Genomic DNA, 18225 nt, shown 5'->3' on the forward strand with positions numbered 1-18225 from the left:
GACTGCATAAAGCGCTTTCAATTTCTCAATGAACGTAATTTTTAACCGAATTGCATTACTCTTTAACTGCGCCAAGAACGATCCCTTTAATGAAAAACTTTTGCAGGAATGGATATACGAGCAGAATCGGAACAGCTCCGATAAAAATTTGTGCGGCTTTCACCGTCCTTTGCGATATGTTTTCTAAATCCTCTTTGTTGACATTCATCTTATCGAAATCTTGTTGGACTATTATGGTTTGAAGAAAAGTAGCAAGCGGATATTTCTCAAATTTGGTCATGTAGAGCAAACCGTCAAACCAAGCATTCCAATGAGTCACCATTGTAAACAAAGAAAGGGTTGCAATGGCCGGCAGTGAAATGGGCAGATAGACGTAAATTAATGTTTTAAAGTGCCCAGCGCCATCCATTAAGCAAGCTTCCTCCAATTCCTTCGGTACGGTACGAAAGAAATTGAGCAGCAAAATCAAGTTCCACACTGAAACGGCCCCCGGTAAAATCAGCGCCCACAACGAATTCATTAAGCCTAACTTCAGGATTAATATATAATTGGCAATCATCCCTCCGTTAAACAACATTGTAAAAACAAAATACCATTTATATATGCTCCCGCTTTTAAAGTGAGATTTGCTTTTGGACAACGGATAAGCTGCGAGTACAACGACCATCATCCCGATTACGGTACCAGACACCGTTCTCTTAACCGCAATCCAAAGGGAATTAAGAAAAAAGGGATTGGAGATCGACTTAACATAAGCATCCCAAGTGAAATCTATGGGCAACAAGGTAACCAGATTGGCGCTGGCTGCTGCTTTTCCGCTTAATGAAACCGCCAAGATATGAACGAGAGGTAGAATGCAAAGAATGGCCAGGAGTGCAAGGAAGATAGAATTGGTCAAAGAAAACGCTTTATAAGAAATTGATTTATGATACAAAGACACCTCCCCCCTACGTTAGAAGATTCGATAGTTCGCAAATTTGTAAGCAAGCCTGTAAGCCAAAACGATCAAACCGAATCCGATGACGGATTTGAATAGGGCGATAACCGTTCCGAAGCTCATGTTGCCGTTTATAATCCCCATCCGATATACGAATGTGTCAATAATGTCACCCTTGTTATACACGAGTGGATTATACAAGTTGAATATTTGGTCGAAGCCTGCATTCAGAATATTACCAAGCGACAACGTCGCGACTACAATTGCAATCGGGAGAAGCGCTGGTATCGTAATGTGAATCGTTTGCTTCCATCGGTTTGCCCCATCCACTTCCGCAGCTTCGTATAGCGAAGGGTTGATCCCCACCAAGGAGGCGAGAAACACTATGGTGGAAAAGCCGAATTCCTTCCAAATGTCGCTTGTGATTACCGTGAATAAAAACCAGTTCTCATCTCCCAGAAAAAACACGGGGTTTGCTCCGATCAGACTTAGCGCCTGATTGACAAGTCCACCCTGTGGCGACAGCATATCGAGCAAAATTCCTCCAAGCACAACCCAAGATAGAAAATGCGGTAAATAAACGAGGGTTTGCACAAACCGCTTGAACAACGGTTTACGTACTTCATTTAGCAAAAGCGCGAACAAAAATGGCACAAGAAGGTGGAACACGATTTTTAATGCAGATATGAAAAACGTATTCCAAATAACACGTTTCGAATCAGGATATATGAACAAAAACCGGAAATGTTCCAATCCTACCCATGGTGACTTCGAGAAACCCAAATATGGTTTATAGTCCTGAAAAGCAATGATAAGTCCGGCCATTGGCACGTAATGAAAAAGGAAAGTCAGGATGACAGCAGGCAGCAGCATGAGATGCAGTGACCAGCTTCTCGCTAATTTAAAAACACTACGATTTACAGTTGCTGGTTCTGAAGTCCTCGTCTGATATTGCATGCGATCACTCCTCGAAAGTTAAAGCGGATATGGTACGCTCACTCCGCCCCATATCCGTTTTTTCAAAATCCTATTTCAGCGCCTTATACCACTGATTAACTTCTTCAGTGATCTTATCCCCGCCTGACGATTTCCATTGCTGAACAAAACTGTCAAATGCACTCAAAGGTAATTTGCCAAGCGCTATTTTGTTGTACGTTTCCAGTTCCATTTGAGATAATAGATCCCATTTGGACTCCATCGTTTTAGTAGGTGCGCCGGTAAAAGCCTGATTGTAAATATAGCCTTTGTCCTTGCTATCTTTGACGATCACGGTCGCGTCCATTTCCTCTTTCGTTCTCGTTTCCTTCGTGGTTCTTTCATATGGCGTCGAAGGTTCGCCGCCTTTAGCGAGCTTAATTAATGCATTGGTCATCAAATCCGGTATGCGTGCGCCTGTATAAGTGATGGTATACGGCCAGACATTCGTACCGCCTTGTGCCGTTCCATTCGACCTCGGTTTTCCGTCAAAGACATCCCAGTCATATCCTTTTGCAAGACCATATTCAAATTCACTGCCCACTTTCGGATCCGCATAGTTGTCGAAGAAGTAGTTGTAGTACAGAAGAATCGACTCGGGATGCTTGTTGTTCTTATTTATCAAGATCACGCCATTGTCTATTTTCTGAACTCCGCGAATTCCGATTTTGCCGTCTGGACCTTGAGGGAATTGGTAGGCTTTGAATTTCGCGTCTTTAACGTTTTTATAAATGTCACGCAGCGGGTAGTCTGGATAATAATGCGGACCTACGACGATACCCCCTTTGCCGGCAATAAACACCTCAGCAGCCTTCGTATCGTCCATCGTTCCAGCTTCATTCGAGATATAACCCTTTGACATCCAATCGCTTAGTTTAGCCAATCCTTGCTTGGCGCCAGTGTGAATGGAACCGTACTCCAACGTATTCCCGGAGTTTTTATTCCATTGATTGATGATGGAGCCGTACCAACCAAAAACAAACGCCGCCGAGTTTAAATTTTGTTTAAAACCGACTGTTAACGGGATCGTATCGTCTTTTCCATTTCCATCCGGATCTTTCGTTTTGAAGACCTCCATAATATGTTCCAGATCCTCAATTGTTTTTGGTGCCTGGAGATTGAATTTATCCATCCAGTCCTGACGGATCCAAAGAACGTTCTCTGTATTTAGCGAATAGTCAAAAATCGGCAGTCCATACTTCTTTCCGTCGCGCATATAAGGATACCAAACTGCTTTATCGCTATTAACCGCATCCTTGTATACTTTGGTCGCATATTTGTCAAACAATTCATCGACGGGCATAAACTTCCCGGTGTCGATCAGCAGGTTCGCCACTGCTGTATCCCTGAGAATAACTACGTCAGGCATTTCTTCATTCGCGGATAAGGAAAGGCGAAGCTTGTTATTAAACGCATTGTTCGTATTTGGAGTCGTCCAAGCGAATTTGATGTCAATACCAAGCTTCTCCTTGATCATTCGCGTATGAACGTTATTTTCGGTTGTTTCACCATCTTTAAATTTCCAGCAGCTACAAACCTCTTTTACGGTTGTCAGCGTGATCGGCGGATCATACTTACCATTTTTGAATACTTCCGCGATGCTGTCGGTTGCAGTTGCAGTTGGTTTATCCGATCCTGACGCAGATGGCGGTGTATTATCCGAGCTGCATGCGGCCATAGAGCCGACAGTTAACATAGTAGATAAAAGGACTGCAAACGGTTTTCGATATATTTTACTCATGCTATGACCCCTCCTTGTTATGGGTTTAATAGACTCTAATCCAATATAAACCACGAAAATCTCAGGTTACATAGTAAAGTATTAGTCCTATATCATTTTGTTAGTGTCATGGCGTCACGATAATCCTGAGGCGTCAGACCGAAATACTTTTTGAAAACTTTAATGAAATATGCGGCGTTAGGATAGCCTACGCACTCCCCGACCCGATATATTTTTTCGTCGCTGCCGCTCAATAAATACGCTGCTTTCTCCATCCGATATCGATTAAGATAAGTGCTTAACATTTCTCCTGTTTCTGTCTTGTACATTTTAGACAAATGCGTTGGATGCAAAAAAACATGATCCGCCAAGGCTTGCAAAGAAAGATCATGCGCTAAATGAGTTTCAATAAATCGGTGCAGCTTGTGTATGATGTCGGATCTGGTATGCGTCATTTCTTTTTCAATTTCGCCCTTTATTTTATCGATCGTTTGGTGTGTCCACTGTCGGAGCTCCCTTATCGATCGAAATAATGTACCGTCTGATAGCTTTTCGTAATCCTTTCCGATTAACTCCGATAATCGTTGCCCGTTTTTATGAGCCAGATAAAAGAAAGCACAAGCAATTTCATATCCAGCTTCCAAGACATGCTCGTGCGAATCAGAAAAGGACTCGTTTAATTCTTCAAACAAACTATTCATTTTTTCACCCAACTCCGTCCAACGCCCTGCCTCCAACAAGTGTACAAATCGGGGTTGCTCATAGATTTGCGTCATTCTTTTGACTTGGGGTAAAACCGGCTCGTTAGAGACTCCCATAAATACACCTTGGTCTTCCCCTACCCGTTGTCGAAATGAATTTAATAAAGCATGATATTGCGGGGATAGATTTTCGGGGAACTTACCCCAATCTGACAATAAAATAGAAACCGTACCTTTCAAAAATACGTTAACCATACGCTGAAGCCGGACAGCGCATTGTTCAACCAGTAATCTGTCTTGGTTAAACAGCGATTCAAGCTGATTAGGTTTGGGCATTGCTACAAATACAAGGAATCCATACTTATCACGGCAATACCATAAGGTAAAATGCCTCGTGAATATCTCATCCGCAATATTAAAGACCGAAAATTCAATTAAGCTCAAATCGGTTTCTTCCAAATGGTTGAACTTACCCTCTAGTCGTACCAATAACAGGCAAAAGTTCGATCCGAATTCAATAGGGAGTTGGTACCCATCTTTTTTTCGCTCCCATTCCTGTTTCGTTATTGAGCGTCCCGAGAGCAATCCTTCGAGGAAATTCCCTTTCAAGAGAGCCAAGTTCTCACGCAGGGTGGAAATCGCCTGTTCCGTGGAAGTGATCTGCTCCCATTCCTCTTTCAACTGCTTAATAGCTCGCATTAGCGCATCTACTAAGATTTCATCTCTAACCGGTTTGAGCAAATAGTCGGAAACGTTATGAGATAATGCCTTTTGAGCATAATCAAACTCCCCATAACCTGATAAAATTATACATTTGATCCTGCTCCAAGTTTTGCGAATATGCTCAATTAGCTGGATACCTGTCATCTCCGGCATCAACACATCTGTTATTACGATATCAATTGGGTAAAGACCAAGCAGATTCAATGCTTCAATTCCATTTTGTGCCGTATGCACATGATCAATCCCGAGACTTTCCCACGGAATCGATTCCGATAATCCTTCCAACCAGTGTGCTTCATCGTCAACCAGCAGGACGTTCAATAGGTTCACACTCCTTTAACTGGGTAATGTTACCAAAACGAAGTGTGGTCTTCAGCCCACCTAGCGGGGAAGGTTCGAAATCAAGGCCTGCCCCCTCTGGGAAAAAGTAAGTCAATCTTCTGTGAACGTTCCACATCCCGCAACCAACTTCGTCGTCTAGCGCTTCCCTAATTTTTTGTTTAAGCCTTTGTCGTTGTTCCTCATTCAATCCTGGACCGTCGTCATCTACCGTAATGACCAGGTTATTTTTATCATGTTTCCCTACGATTTTAACGGTGCCTGCGCTGATTTTCTTCTGAATGCCATGGATAATCGAGTTTTCGACGATCGGCTGTAAAATTAGCAGTGGTACTTGCATTTCATGCATTTCATCCGGAATGTCCACCTCATAGCGTATTCGGTTTATTCGCAGATTCTGGATTTCTAAGTAATGCGTAATCATCTTGATTTCTTCCTTGAGGGTGGTAACCTTTTTCTCGAGTCTAGTCGTATACCGGTAATAATCAGAAAGATTGTAGGCCATGGCCAATACAGCCTCTTCGTTATGTAGCTTTGTCATATTGGCAATGAATCCTAGACAATTGTATAGAAAGTGAGGATCGATTTGTGACTGCAACTGTTTTAAGACCGCCTCGCGGGTGTGCAGTTTCTCTACTACCACTTTTTCCATCAACTCTTGAATGGTCGCCGTCATTTCGTTAAATTGAACGAACAAAAAGGAAAATTCATTTTTCGGAAATGATTTTATCCGATAGGAATAATCCCCCATTTTGAGCCTTTTCACTGCCCCAATTAACGAGTGGATTGGTTTTTGTACATTCCGATACAGACCATAGGAAGTAATAAATCCCATAATCAACAATACAAACAACCCTAAGTGAAACAAATTACTGCTCTTATTGATCGGGGCTAGTATGTCCTCAAGCGAAACATAGTCGATTAAGTACCAGCCTAATGTCTTTGATTTAATCGTGTTTACTAAGTACCCCCTCCCTCCTATATTCAACGTAAAGGTGGGCGGATCTTCGGATGAACGAGCACGAATAGAATCAATGACCTGATGGATTAACTGCTCATTAACGCTTTTATTTCCGATAAATCCATCCTTCATCGAATAAAGAAAAGGATCTCCACGGCCACTAGCCTTGAATTCGTCTAGCATATTTTTAATTTTATCTTCCGACAGGCTCATTTCTACAATCAGATTGGCCTTTTCTAGAGAAACGTCTGCCGTGAAAGGGCCAGTCACATAAGAATAAAAACCGGCTCTATAAGGAGCACCTTTTTTGTACACCCAATCGGCGGATACATTTCTTGTCAGGTAGGATTCATCGTAAGCCGGCTGCGGATCAGTCGAGATGACTTCCTGCGTAGTAAGGGAATAGATTGCAATATGACTAGTCCAATCATAAGAAAGTGCCTGAAAGTTGATTTTGTCCTGAAGTGTAGATCGTATTTTTTGATTTTCAAGCGGTTCTCGTAAAAAGGGAATAGCTGCGAATTCTTTCACGCTTGGATCGTTACTGAGCACAATGGAATTTAACTTTAGTCGATAGACAGAGGAATCAATTAAACTTAAAAAATAGGACAATTGATCGTAGTTCGTCCTTTGGATTTGCTTATTCAACACGCTTTCACTGACTTGGTTCGTGTAGCTGTTCATGAGTAACACCGGAATTAACAGAGCAAAGAGCAGCAGAAGAATGCGATTATAAATGCTCATCGTTCAACATCTCTCCAGATACCATTTTAGAAACCGTTTCATCATCGTTTTTGTTAAAAAATCTATTTTTTCTATTATTTCAACTCCTTAGGTGTTGGTATATGTTTTAATCCTTAAAATTATGGTCTATTGTGAATGTATCTTTAAGATATAAAGAAAAAAGGCAATTGATCCACTAATGTGATCAATTGCCTTTTCATTTGCTAAAGATGATACACAAAAGATTTCCTGATGGTTGATTTAAATTTCTCTGTCTTATCTGTTAAGATTTGTACTTTTAGTTTAAAAAGAACATATTATTGCTACCTTTTCCCATATTAATTCAACCAATTGAGCAGTACCTTTAAGGTGAAAACAATTCTAAACATGAAAGGAGTTTGAGCGCTAAAGAACCGCATATCCCTATATTGGAAGTTATGTTTGGATGGTACTTGTAAAAAATAGGAGGATCGATGTATGACGTTATTTGGTAAACAAAAATCTTTATTGGCCATCGTACTTTCTCTGCTAATGACCTTCTCACTTTCGGGATTTGCTGGAGCAGAATCCAGCCAACAGCATCCCGCCGCATCGAATGGACAGTCTTTTGGACTCGATGCTTACGCTCTTCGTGGACCCCAAGATTCGAGCGCCAAACTGTATCTTACGGTTTTGCCCCCCGACGCACAGACTGCTGCACCCGATCAGCTTAAAAAAATCCAGGTTAAAGTGATCGGAACTGACGGGCAGCTGCAGAGCACGGAAAACAATAAAAACGTTTCTTCTCCAAATGGCAGTGCTATCATAGATCTTGGAGACGTACCGCTACAAACGAAAATTTCCGTTCAGGTGCTAGTCCAAACAGCACAAACAATTAATACCGAAGTCCTGAATGCGGAAACTGCTGTTACCGAATTTGCTTTAAACGCTCATCAGACCGTAGTGTCCGACTTCAAGGGCTATGGCTCTCAAATGAATGCAAATCTGTATACGGCGATAAACACGCAAGGCACAACTAATTTACCGCCTAAGGACGTTGCCAATAATTTAGAAAATAAGGTTGCTTCCTTGAGACCTGGCTTGACCCGTATTTTCATAACGAAAGAGGACTTCCTGCCAGGTAACTCCAGCCAATTGGAATCTTTCTACAATACTGTAGCACTCGCTCAGAAAATCGGGGCTTATGTTAACATTACATGGCAGTCAGCACCTAAGCCAATACCGGATACGCCGGCCCAACTTGATGCGGATATACAAAGCCGTATGCAGAACTTTGCAAACACTTTGGTTGATTTGATCAAAAATAAGGGCATAACCGTCATCAAGCAAATTACGATTCAAAATGAGCCGAATACCACAGGCACATGGATTTCCCAGAATATCCCTGTCAATGAGCGATACTACCGCACGCTCGACCAACTTTTGAAGGATGCGGGCATTCGCGATCAAATCAGATTTGTTGGCGGGGATTTGATTAGCGATAACCAGGCAGCATGGTTCAACTATATGGCCGATCATATGGGCGACATTCTAGACGGATGGTCTGTGCACATTTACTGGGATTACTGGGATACTGCAAAATTGCAGTCGCGGTTGACCGGTATTAAAACAATTTACAATACCATTGCACCGGAAAAGCGCAAACAGCTATTTGTTACTGAGTATGGCGTTCGGGGTAAAAAAACATATGACGACGGCAGTAAAATTTTTGATCCAAATCCATATCAGAATGGCGTTCTGAAGCAAACACTATTCGGTTATTACAAAAACAGCGATGGAAGCTATACGCCAATTAGCGAAACCAATATCAGCGCGTTTGAACAGGCATGGTTCAATATGCTGGGCGCTGACTTAGGTTTTGGCGGATTCTCCAAATGGGATATGTACAGAGCCCAGTATGATATGGGCTATCAGGATTACTCGCTGATTGGATATCTATTCAACCCAGAACCTGGTCAGGATCGTTGGCCCCTTCGCCCTGCTTACTACATGGAATGGCTCTTCGGAAATGCAATAAGTGTAGGTTGGCAGGTGCTCGGCTACAACGGCACTTCAGGGGCCAAACTGATCACTCCGTATAAAGGTCCCAATAGCGAATTGACCCTGTTCGCGTTGAGCACCGATCAAGCTGGTGCGTCGTTCAGCATCGGAGATATGCCGGCCAACACGAATTTTAATGTGGTCATTTGGAATGCCGACGGCAGCGGCAAATTGTCGAATGAAGGAACTGTAAATTCCGGTAATACAGGTACGGTTTCGGTTAATGCTCCGGCCGGAAGTATGGTTTGTCTGACCACTGTATTCTTAACGAAACTCCCGTAAAGCTCCAAACGAATTTCATATTTCTAAACTTCACCCTTTCCGTTAAAGCCTGCGGAAAGGGCTCTATTTTGGTTGAAGGATTGTAGTTTCATCTTTTGTATGTGTATCATGGTTTACAAAAAGTTACAACGAATAGAAAGAGGAATTATTCCCCTTATGTGGAAAGGTTTAATGAGTGAACGGACATTGTCGAGTCCGGATTGAAGGAGGAATATTATGCCCATCCATCCCTACGGATTGCTCAAATGCAAAGCACACGACAGGCGTCTCGGCACAAACGAGAACCCGCATTACCAGGTACACGCTATCGCAAATAACGAACACTTCCGCATAGCGATCAATGTCAAGTCGCAACTTAGCCCATCCGAGCTGTTGTACTGTACGATTGAACATTTTCAGCATGTCACGACGGCCGAATTGGCTGCTATGCCTTTTGGCTTTTCGCCGCTGGCAAGCAAGCCTGACGGACAGGCACTTGATTATATTCGTAGCAATCTATTCGATCGCCGAAACATGCTACCGCTTGCCTTCAATGTACCAGGAAGAGACAACGATCTGAACGAGAAACTTGACTTCTACATCAGACGCGCGATGGAAACAGAAGATTCCGTTATGTACGCATTCGGTGAAAGATGGGGTCCTGAACACGGCAAGCCGGACAAAATTTTTGGATTCGAAATCGGCAACGGCATTCACGATATTCATATGAATCAAGGTAACAGTGGCACGTTTACGAAAGACGACGGTGTCTACCAGGACGGGGGGCTGCTGTTTCACTTCCCGTCGGAGGACAGGTGGATCGCCGTATTCCTCGCTTTTCAGTCCCAGTCATGGCACACCGACGATAATTCGGGACACGTAATCAGTGGCCCTGCGGAGGAACCAGTACCTAATACCGACATAACGCCGGTTCTGGTGGGAAGCAGCATTCGAATCGCAGGGGTCGTCGTGCTGACTGAAGACGGCAGTTACGAAACGGTCACACTGCTGAATGCTTCCAATTGGGCCGTAGACTTGACAGGGTGGGTAATCGCAAACAAGGCTAAGCAAAAGTACAAGATTCATGGCATCATCGAACCCGGACAGTTTATGTCCATCCCAGTAACTGAACCTGCATTCTTCCGAGACGCGGGTGATATTATTACTCTACTCGACCCTAGCGGAATAAAAGTCGCCGGAGTCTCATATACGAAGCATCAAGTGAAACCAGGCTGGACGATACTCTTTTAAGTTCATGCAAATAGAAGAACCGCCTTCCAATTAATTGTTGGAAGACGGCTCTTTATTTTTTGCGGACTATTCATTATAAGCTAAGCAATTTAGCGACAAATTGTTGATTGAATATTCCAGACAATTTGTCCATTATATCTAAATAGACAAGTCCATTACCTTCAAGTTTTGGAGAATTCCCTAAGGGTACCGTTCTTTTTATTAATTGGGCATAAAGCTCACGCTCTGTAAGATTTCTTTCGAAGCTTGTATTGACAAGAACTTTGATTAGAGCCATTGCTCCGGTAACATGTGGAGTAGCCATGGAGGTTCCACTCAATGTAGCATATTTGCCATTTAAGTAAGTTGATAAAATCTTCTCGCCCGGACCTACTAAGTCTACTTCATTGTTTGAATTTGAGAAATTGGATGAGTGTCTCTCCAAGTCAATTGCACCTACGCTTATCACTTCATTATAACAACCTGGATAATCAAACTCATCTGTTGATTCAACGCCATCCCCTTCATTTCCTGCCGCACAAATGACAAGGATGTTCTGTTTAACTGCTTTTTGAATTGCTTCATGAAGTTCAGGAAGATTTACTGGACCGCCAAGTGACATAGAAATAATATCCGCTTTTTGTTCAATTGCATAGTTAATCCCATTAATAATCCATTCGTATTGACCAGAACCATTTTTATCAAGAACCTTGATAATGAGCAGATTTGCTTCAGGGGCAACACCTACAACACCATTGTTATTTTGCGTTGCCGCGATCGTCCCTGCAACATGGGTACCATGGCCATTGTAATCCTTGTATACATCCCTTTTTCCTCCATCATCGTTCGTGAAATTTCTTCCTCCGACAATCCGTTCTTTTAAGTCAGGGTGAGTAATATCACAGCCAGTATCCAATATAGCAACCGTTATACCCTTCCCTTTTGTTTGATGCCAAATTTTGGGGGCCTGAATCATTTCAACACCTTTAGGAATTTCATTGACCTTTTCAGCCTGTTCCAGCACTTGAAAGGGAATTACATGTACTTTTCGCTCCATTTAAATTACCTCCTATATATGATTAAATTATAAATTGAAGCCATAATTGTGATACAGTAAATATTTTAAAAATTCTGAATTTACTGTTGATCGGACTGTTATCTATATGCTATTATTCGGGGAGAACATTTTTTCTAGTTGTAATTTTGAAAAAAAAACAAGAGTGCTACCAACACTCCTGTTTTTTTAGATACTTTGGCTTTTGGGACCTCCTGGGCTAATAGTTCATAAATGCCTACCTGATAATCGTTTAGCGGCGAAAGGTAGGCCTCTTAAGGTATTAATGTATTCTTATTAAGACTACAGCGATGAAGGTTAACAATGCCAGCAGGAAACTCCCAAATTGTAGAATCAACTTTATCATTTCATCTGGTTTCACCTTTACCCTCCTCCTTCCTGTCGAAAGGGAGATCCGGGTGGCCTAGTATCTAACAAATAGAGTCTACAAAGTGTAATGTGAAAGGGTAATAATAGGACCCAAGGATGTTTTTGGACAGAAAAAGCCTACCCTTTTGATAGCTGGCTGGCATAGTTTCCCTTAGCCCCTGTAGCTTTGCGTCGCCGCCTTTAAACGGTTTTGCCATTATCTTGGGTAGACTTCTATTTACTGTAAATCTATTATATTCCTAATAATTAGATAATTATATAGGGAGATGGACACATAATAAATTGTAAGCGTATACAATAAAATTGTCGAACATAAGCAAGAAATGCCCCTGATCATGGAAAACATCATACCCTCTAGTCCAAAAGTATCGTCTTTAAATACCATGATATCCCGAAAGATTTTGCCCGTCCAATTTCTACAGCGCAGTTAGCATTATATTCCCGTAATTTGCGATGACAATTATCTCCCTTTATGATCGTGCTCCATCAAGTAGCCCTTTCAAATAACCGATTGCAAATACCCGTCCCATAGACTCGTAACCGGGATCATGATTCATTTCCCCTGCCATCGTAGGTACGTGGTCAACCCGCACCGGCCCGTCAAATCCAACGGATTTATAAGCTTGTATGGCGCCGAACATATCCGTTTGACCGTTATCATGAAAGGTCTCGGTAAATTTCTCTTTACTTCCGCGAATGTCCCTAAAGTGGACGAAAAACAGTTTATCTCGACTCCCAAACTCTACGATCGATTTCTGGATATCTTCACCTGCGGTTGCAAGCGTTCCTTGGCAAAAAGTTACGCCGTTCATCTCGCTTGGAACGAGTTCGATTGCTTGTTTCAAGGCACCCGTGCTTGTAATAATCCGAGAAATCCCCCTAATAGGCGAAAGTGGCGGATCATCAGGATGCAGAGCAAGCCTAACGCCTGACTGTTCGGCGACTGGTACAACTTCCTTCATAAAGTACTTTAGATTTTCCCAAAGCTCATCCTCACTGATCGTACCTACTTCCGTTTGAGGAGCTTCTAACATTAAAGAATGGTCGTACCCCGTCACGGTCGCCCCTCCTCTCTCTGGTAGAGAAAGGGAGGTTCGAATCCAATTAAATACGGCCATAAAATTGTAACAGAGAACCGGTACGCCTAATTTCCCCATATTGCGAATTAACTGTTTGAACATCGCAATTTCATCATCGCGTCCATCTATTCCGAGACGCGTCTTATGTATTTGCCACTCGAGACCGGGCTCGAACACTTCCAGCTTCAGTCCAAAATCCTCATAACGCATCTTCAGATTCAGTAAATCCATATAATCCGATGATGGCAAACTTTCTTTATTAAGTGGCATCCGAGATACTACATGCGTCACGCCCGCCTGTTTCGCGATATGCCATAATCGATCGGGATGATTCGATAACACTTCAGCTATTTTCATTCAATTTGACCTCCCGTGGGAAATATCCATTAAACTCATAGACAAAGATTCTTTCTGCCAATAACTCAATGATGTCCAGCACGCGGTAAGCCGATTTAACTACACCTTTTTGCTTTCATAAACACATCGCCTCATCCTTCAATTCGTCCCAAACGGTGTCTCCAACAGTATACAGGTTTCCAGTTTAACACCTGCTTCGCTTTATCATTGCTATAGAACGCTTCATGCCCTTGATACTCGTTGCGTATATCTTTGATTTCGGGAAAATAGTCGGCCAAGAGCTCTGCCGACTTGCGTGTCTGAAACGTATCATCAGCTGCAATATTCAATGTAATACAGCCAACTCCCTCTGCTTCGGCAGCCAGTATACAAGCTTCTGCGGCATCGCGCATATCCACATAGCTCCACAGCACTCTTCGAAGCTCTTCCGGCTTCTCAAGGCAAGATTCGAAATATGCATACTCCTTTTCATTCAACAAGCTGGAGAGTCGTAAATTGACGACTTGCATTCCAGTTCTTCGATGAAAAGACAGGCCCGTCAATTCGTTAACAGCTTTAGACGTACCATAACAATCCTCGTGAAGCAGCGGATGTTCTTCATCAATCGGCACATATAGAGGGGATAAAGGTTTGTGAGCCCATGCAAAGCCATAAGCCGATTCACTTGATGCTATGACAACGTTGTTTATTCCGATTGACGCTGCAGCTTCGAGCACGTTATAGGTACTAACGACATTGTTGCTGTAAACCACATCAGCGGCCTCCACTTTTGGCGTCGGAATAGCTGCTATATGTATGACGGCATCACATCCATCTAATGCTTGAACTACCTCTTCAAATTCGCACAGATTGACGAGGTGAATCGATACGTTCTGATTCCCTTCGAATAACCCTGGTTTCTCGCATCGATCAAGAATCGAAACTTTATATCCTCTCTTTGTTAAACTTATAACAAGAGCTTCGCCGAATTGACCGTTTCCACCGGTAACAGCAATTCTCCTCATCTGTTTCACCCCTTCATCTGCTAAAAAATATTTCTTCAATTTCCACTAACAATCACCCACTCATCTACATGTCGCTTATTATTCTCTCAAACCATGGTAATTCCTTCCTTTTGAGTTTGCTTCAATAGAAAAAAGTAGGTCGTCGCAGTGCCTGCTCGTTTATTTATATGTAGCTAACGTTTCTCCGGGAGTTGAATACTTGTTACTGTCTGAGATGTCACAATTAAACTAATCTGAATTACAATGTAAACTCTTGTGCTGGACCTTTGTTATCTTTTCTCCTGATCTCATGATACTGATCGTTTGTATATTCCTTAATAACTTTTCTCCAAAAGATTTGTGCTGGAGTATTCCAATCGAATTCACTCACTCTCCATTTTCCTGTATATAATTTAAACGCTTTTATTGCAGCTTGCTTTCCAATATTATTTCTACGATATTTCTTCAAGACAAAGAAGTGATTGAGGTAGTATATTTCTTCTTCTGATAAATGCTTAATGATAACAAATCCTGCTAATTCTCCATCAACTCGAATAAAATATAAATTATAGTTTGGATCTTCATACCATTCTCTACAATTGAGACTCGAGATATAAGATCCCTTTTCATTAATGTTGGATCTATTTAACTCTGACAGATCATAAGCAGCAAATTCAAAGAGATTCTTTAAAGCATCTAATCCTTCTTCCATGATTTTCTCCAACACTACAGTCAATCTGTCACTTCCTAACACAGCAATTTTGATAATGTTTGCAACGACTTCTTATCATTAATGATAGTAAATTCGCCAAATGACATGATATACCCTTTGTCCAACTACTCGCTAATTCGCATGATTACATCCCTCTTGGTAAAAGGATACAACGATTTAATAGTGGTGGTGACACCACCGAACGGCCATGAAGGCATACGCAAATAGAGGATAAGCCATAACTTGTCATAATTGTCCATTTTTTTTCGTAATATCATAGGAGTTAAGTGGTATGACCTTTTACCTAATACCACTCAGTATAATATGATAGGAGGTAAATGAAATGGGAAAGGTATGGAATAAAACGCGAAGCCTTCTGTTGATTCCTTTTATTGCAGCGAACACCTTATTTGGAGTCAGCGTCGCGCTCGCCGCACCAGAGTTTACGGTCAATACTGGTACTGTGCTGGTTTCTAATTATGTTGGGCATGGTACGGAATACAATCAAAATCTCTACTCTTCCATTAGTAGCGTAGACGGGATTACGACAGGGAATCTTCCCGATCTTGAGGCAAAAGTGGATGCACTCGGCTCGCAGCATGTCCGTATTTTCTTCGATGACAAGGCGTTTGATACAGTGAATTATCCGGACTACATGAGCTCTTTCATTAGTACAGTGCAGCTTGCACAAAATTCAGGATCTACCGTAAACATCACTTATTGGCACGGGCCTTATACCAATGTAACCACACAAATGCAAGCATTCGCAGATGTACTGTATGATCTGCGTGTCACTAGAGGACTTACCTGCGTTCAATATGTGACGATTCAGAACGAAGTGAACAGCACATCAATCACTCAGTCCATTTACGAATCCCTATACCGTGCGCTTTCGGCAGATTTGACAACATACGGTATACGAAGCAGCATCAAGCTGATTGGTGGTGACCTCGTCTCCACCAATCAACAGTCATGGTTCACCTATATGGGCAACAATATGAGCGATGTCCTGGATGGGTATTCCGTGCATATCTATTGGGACTACGACAATAAGAGCTATGGTATTACACGTCTGGATGACATTCGAACCATCGTAAGCGGTTTGCCCTCTGGTGCGCAGAAACCGGTATACATTAACGAATACGGAGTACGCGGGGATAAAACCACATGTCCAGACCCAGGTTGCCTGAATGGTACATCGACTCCAATTAGTGATACGACTATAAGTGCCTTCGAGCAAGCCTGGTTTCATTTAAATGCGCTCAACCGCAAGTTTGTCGCTACCGTCAAATGGGACGCTTACAAGGCTAAATATGACAACGGCTCCCAGTACTATTCCGAAATCGGAAGCGGAACAGATGGGTATCCGCTCAAACCAGCGTATAATGTTACACGACTTCTAACGCAAACAGCCAAGCCGGGTTGGCAGGTAGTTAGCGTTAGCGGTTCAGTCACAGGTAAGTTGGTGACCGCACTTAAAAGTCCGACGACATCAGACATGGCCGTTTATGCGCTCAATGACACGGGAGCTTCAACGACAGTGTCGATCGGAGGTCTAGCTGCGAATAAGAAGTTCTCGATGTTTATTTGGAATGACGAAGGTACGGGGGGCACGAAAACAATCGGCGACGTTCAAACGAACTCATCAGGTCAGATTACTGTCACGCTAGCGAATCAAAGTTTTGTAGCGCTAACCACGGTTGCGACAGACGATCTGGAACAGGTGGCGACTTATCATTTTAACGAAACAAGCGGCACTACTGCAGCGGACGCTACTTTATTCGGTCATAACGGTACGCTCAACAATGGCGCTACATGGACAACTAGCGGAAAATTTGGCGGTGCACTTCATTTGGATGGCGTTAATGATTACGTTCGGACGCCGAACTTTTTGAATCCTGGAATATCGAGTGGGTTTTCTGCGATGGCTTGGGTTAAGATGGCTGCGACATCTTCTACTGCCAAATATATATTGCAGCAAGAGGGTACAAATGGACGCATCTGGCTTTGTGTCCGAGCGGACGGGACGCTTGAAACCTACCTCGGCAACGTTGCCACGATTTCTGTGGGAACCGTGCCAATTGGTCAGTGGGCCTATGTCGGTGTAACATATGATGGCACGACTGTCAGGCTCTACATTAACGGGAAGCTGGACACAACAGCAACGAGAACATTAGAGTCATCCCCAGATACGATGCTGATTGGGGCAGATAAACCGCTGACTTCCACCTCCTACTGGAACGGGGATATCGATGAGTTGTCGATCTACAACCGTAAACTAACAGTCGAGAATATAAAGGATATTTACAATGCAGGTTACTGGCGCTTTGACGAAACGTCGGGAACGGCAGCTAACGATTCGGCCGGACCCAACGATGTTGGAACACTTATCAACGGACCGACATGGGTAGCTGGCAAAATGGGCAATTCGATTGATATGGATGGCGTCAATGACTATGGTACCTTACCATTCATGCTTGATCCTTCGGTGACACCGTTTACAGCAGCTGCTTGGGTCAAGATGGACACAATTTCAGGAAACGCAGAGTTCATCCTGCAGCAAGACGGAACAAACGGGCGCATCTGGCTTTGTCGGACGACAGGCGGTAATCTTGAGACTTATATCGGTAACACCCCTCTCATATCAACCGGAACCATTCCATTATCAACTTGGACACACGTAGCGGTATCCTACGACGGCACTACAGCGCGCCTGTATTTAAACGGAGTACCAGATGGTTCCGCTGCCCGAACTGCAGAATCGACAACCAGCGGCATGTTAATCGGTGTCAGCAAAGTGAACGATCAGCGCTGGAACGGATTGATCGATAATCTGCGGATCTACAGCCGCAAGCTGCTCGATAGCGAAATAAAAGACCTTTACAATCAGAACCGCTAAGGCCCTTCCTCATGCCAGACTGAGATCTCAATGATAAAAAAACCATCGCATTATAATTAATGTGATGGTTTTTTCTAACGAAAACGTCGTCCAAGCACCTGTCGCCTCCGATGCATACAAATAATCCGTTACCACAACTCG

The 18225-nt window shown here is 42.9% G+C and carries 13 protein-coding genes, 1 pseudogene and 1 riboswitch; of the genes and pseudogenes, 4 read left to right on the forward strand and 10 right to left on the reverse strand.

Annotation, left to right across the window (positions count from 1 at the left end; all coding sequences use genetic code 11):
* Positions 1 to 55 precede the first annotated feature (55 nt).
* From AC58QC_RS15375 to AC58QC_RS15395, 5 genes are all read right to left on the reverse strand, one after another.
* Positions 56 to 934, reverse strand: a complete 879-nt coding sequence (locus tag AC58QC_RS15375) for a carbohydrate ABC transporter permease (RefSeq protein ID WP_497416000.1) — start codon at positions 932 to 934, stop codon at positions 56 to 58.
* Between the two features lie 18 nt (positions 935 to 952).
* On the reverse strand, positions 953 to 1810 hold the full coding sequence (locus AC58QC_RS15380) for an ABC transporter permease (protein WP_497416160.1): 858 nt from the start codon (positions 1808 to 1810) through the stop codon (positions 953 to 955).
* A gap of 154 nt (positions 1811 to 1964) precedes the next feature.
* Positions 1965 to 3653 carry an extracellular solute-binding protein gene (locus tag AC58QC_RS15385; protein WP_497416001.1) on the reverse strand — a complete coding sequence of 563 codons (1689 nt, stop codon included), beginning with the start codon at positions 3651 to 3653 and terminating at the stop codon, positions 1965 to 1967.
* Between the two features lie 92 nt (positions 3654 to 3745).
* Positions 3746 to 5377: a response regulator transcription factor gene (locus tag AC58QC_RS15390; protein ID WP_497416002.1), complete on the reverse strand. Its 1632-nt coding sequence runs from the start codon at positions 5375 to 5377 to the stop codon at positions 3746 to 3748.
* Positions 5358 to 7100, reverse strand: coding sequence for a sensor histidine kinase (locus AC58QC_RS15395; RefSeq protein ID WP_497416003.1), 1743 nt, complete (start codon positions 7098 to 7100; stop codon positions 5358 to 5360). The genes AC58QC_RS15390 and AC58QC_RS15395 overlap by 20 nt, the downstream gene beginning before the upstream one ends.
* A 456-nt stretch (positions 7101 to 7556) precedes the next feature.
* Here AC58QC_RS15395 and AC58QC_RS15400 point away from each other — a divergent pair, with 456 nt between their 5' ends.
* The 3 genes and pseudogenes from AC58QC_RS15400 (at position 7557) to AC58QC_RS15410 (ending at position 10631) form a co-directional block, all read left to right on the forward strand.
* Positions 7557 to 9401, forward strand: coding sequence for a hypothetical protein (locus AC58QC_RS15400; RefSeq protein ID WP_497416004.1), 1845 nt, complete (start codon positions 7557 to 7559; stop codon positions 9399 to 9401).
* 216 nt (positions 9402 to 9617) lie between these two features.
* Positions 9618 to 10301: pseudogene (locus AC58QC_RS15405) on the forward strand (DUF2278 family protein); the annotation flags it as partial.
* A gap of 15 nt (positions 10302 to 10316) precedes the next feature.
* The gene (locus AC58QC_RS15410; protein ID WP_497416161.1) at positions 10317 to 10631 is read left to right on the forward strand and encodes a lamin tail domain-containing protein; all 315 of its coding nucleotides are present in this window, start codon (positions 10317 to 10319) and stop codon (positions 10629 to 10631) included.
* A 73-nt stretch (positions 10632 to 10704) separates the two neighbouring features.
* Here AC58QC_RS15410 and AC58QC_RS15415 read toward each other — a convergent pair whose 3' ends face one another.
* The 5 genes from AC58QC_RS15415 to AC58QC_RS15435 form a co-directional block, all read right to left on the reverse strand.
* Positions 10705 to 11667: a S8 family peptidase gene (locus AC58QC_RS15415; RefSeq protein ID WP_497416005.1), complete on the reverse strand. Its 963-nt coding sequence runs from the start codon at positions 11665 to 11667 to the stop codon at positions 10705 to 10707.
* A gap of 280 nt (positions 11668 to 11947) precedes the next feature.
* Positions 11948 to 12031: a putative holin-like toxin gene (locus AC58QC_RS15420; RefSeq protein ID WP_497345294.1), complete on the reverse strand. Its 84-nt coding sequence runs from the start codon at positions 12029 to 12031 to the stop codon at positions 11948 to 11950.
* Positions 12032 to 12178: 147 nt separating this feature from the next.
* Positions 12179 to 12259: riboswitch (cyclic di-GMP riboswitch) on the reverse strand.
* 265 nt (positions 12260 to 12524) lie between these two features.
* A complete protein-coding gene (locus AC58QC_RS15425) occupies positions 12525 to 13490 on the reverse strand; it encodes a mannonate dehydratase (protein WP_497416006.1) in 966 nt (321 codons plus the stop codon).
* A gap of 131 nt (positions 13491 to 13621) precedes the next feature.
* Positions 13622 to 14494, reverse strand: a complete 873-nt coding sequence (locus tag AC58QC_RS15430; RefSeq protein WP_497416007.1) for an NAD-dependent epimerase/dehydratase family protein — start codon at positions 14492 to 14494, stop codon at positions 13622 to 13624.
* Positions 14495 to 14732: 238 nt separating this feature from the next.
* Positions 14733 to 15185: a GNAT family N-acetyltransferase gene (locus AC58QC_RS15435; RefSeq protein WP_497416008.1), complete on the reverse strand. Its 453-nt coding sequence runs from the start codon at positions 15183 to 15185 to the stop codon at positions 14733 to 14735.
* A gap of 343 nt (positions 15186 to 15528) precedes the next feature.
* Between AC58QC_RS15435 and AC58QC_RS15440 the strand changes: the two genes are divergently transcribed.
* Positions 15529 to 18084 carry a LamG domain-containing protein gene (locus tag AC58QC_RS15440; RefSeq protein ID WP_497416009.1) on the forward strand — a complete coding sequence of 852 codons (2556 nt, stop codon included), beginning with the start codon at positions 15529 to 15531 and terminating at the stop codon, positions 18082 to 18084.
* Positions 18085 to 18225: the final 141 nt, after the last annotated feature.

The organism is Paenibacillus sp. J22P51 (assembly GCF_059692215.1).

Coding starts and splice junctions, on each gene's coding strand:
- AC58QC_RS15425 (WP_497416006.1), bottom strand. CDS start 13,490: ATGAAAATAGCTGAAGTGTTATCGAATCATCCCGATCGATTATGGCAT.
- AC58QC_RS15380 (WP_497416160.1), bottom strand. CDS start 1,810: ATGCTGCTGCCTGCTGTCATCCTGACTTTCCTTTTTCATTACGTGCCA.
- AC58QC_RS15385 (WP_497416001.1), bottom strand. CDS start 3,653: ATGAGTAAAATATATCGAAAACCGTTTGCAGTCCTTTTATCTACTATG.
- AC58QC_RS15420 (WP_497345294.1), bottom strand. CDS start 12,031: ATGATAAAGTTGATTCTACAATTTGGGAGTTTCCTGCTGGCATTGTTA.
- AC58QC_RS15395 (WP_497416003.1), bottom strand. CDS start 7,100: ATGAGCATTTATAATCGCATTCTTCTGCTGCTCTTTGCTCTGTTAATT.
- AC58QC_RS15400 (WP_497416004.1), top strand. CDS start 7,557: ATGACGTTATTTGGTAAACAAAAATCTTTATTGGCCATCGTACTTTCT.
- AC58QC_RS15435 (WP_497416008.1), bottom strand. CDS start 15,185: ATGGAAGAAGGATTAGATGCTTTAAAGAATCTCTTTGAATTTGCTGCT.
- AC58QC_RS15430 (WP_497416007.1), bottom strand. CDS start 14,494: ATGAGGAGAATTGCTGTTACCGGTGGAAACGGTCAATTCGGCGAAGCT.
- AC58QC_RS15440 (WP_497416009.1), top strand. CDS start 15,529: ATGGGAAAGGTATGGAATAAAACGCGAAGCCTTCTGTTGATTCCTTTT.
- AC58QC_RS15415 (WP_497416005.1), bottom strand. CDS start 11,667: ATGGAGCGAAAAGTACATGTAATTCCCTTTCAAGTGCTGGAACAGGCT.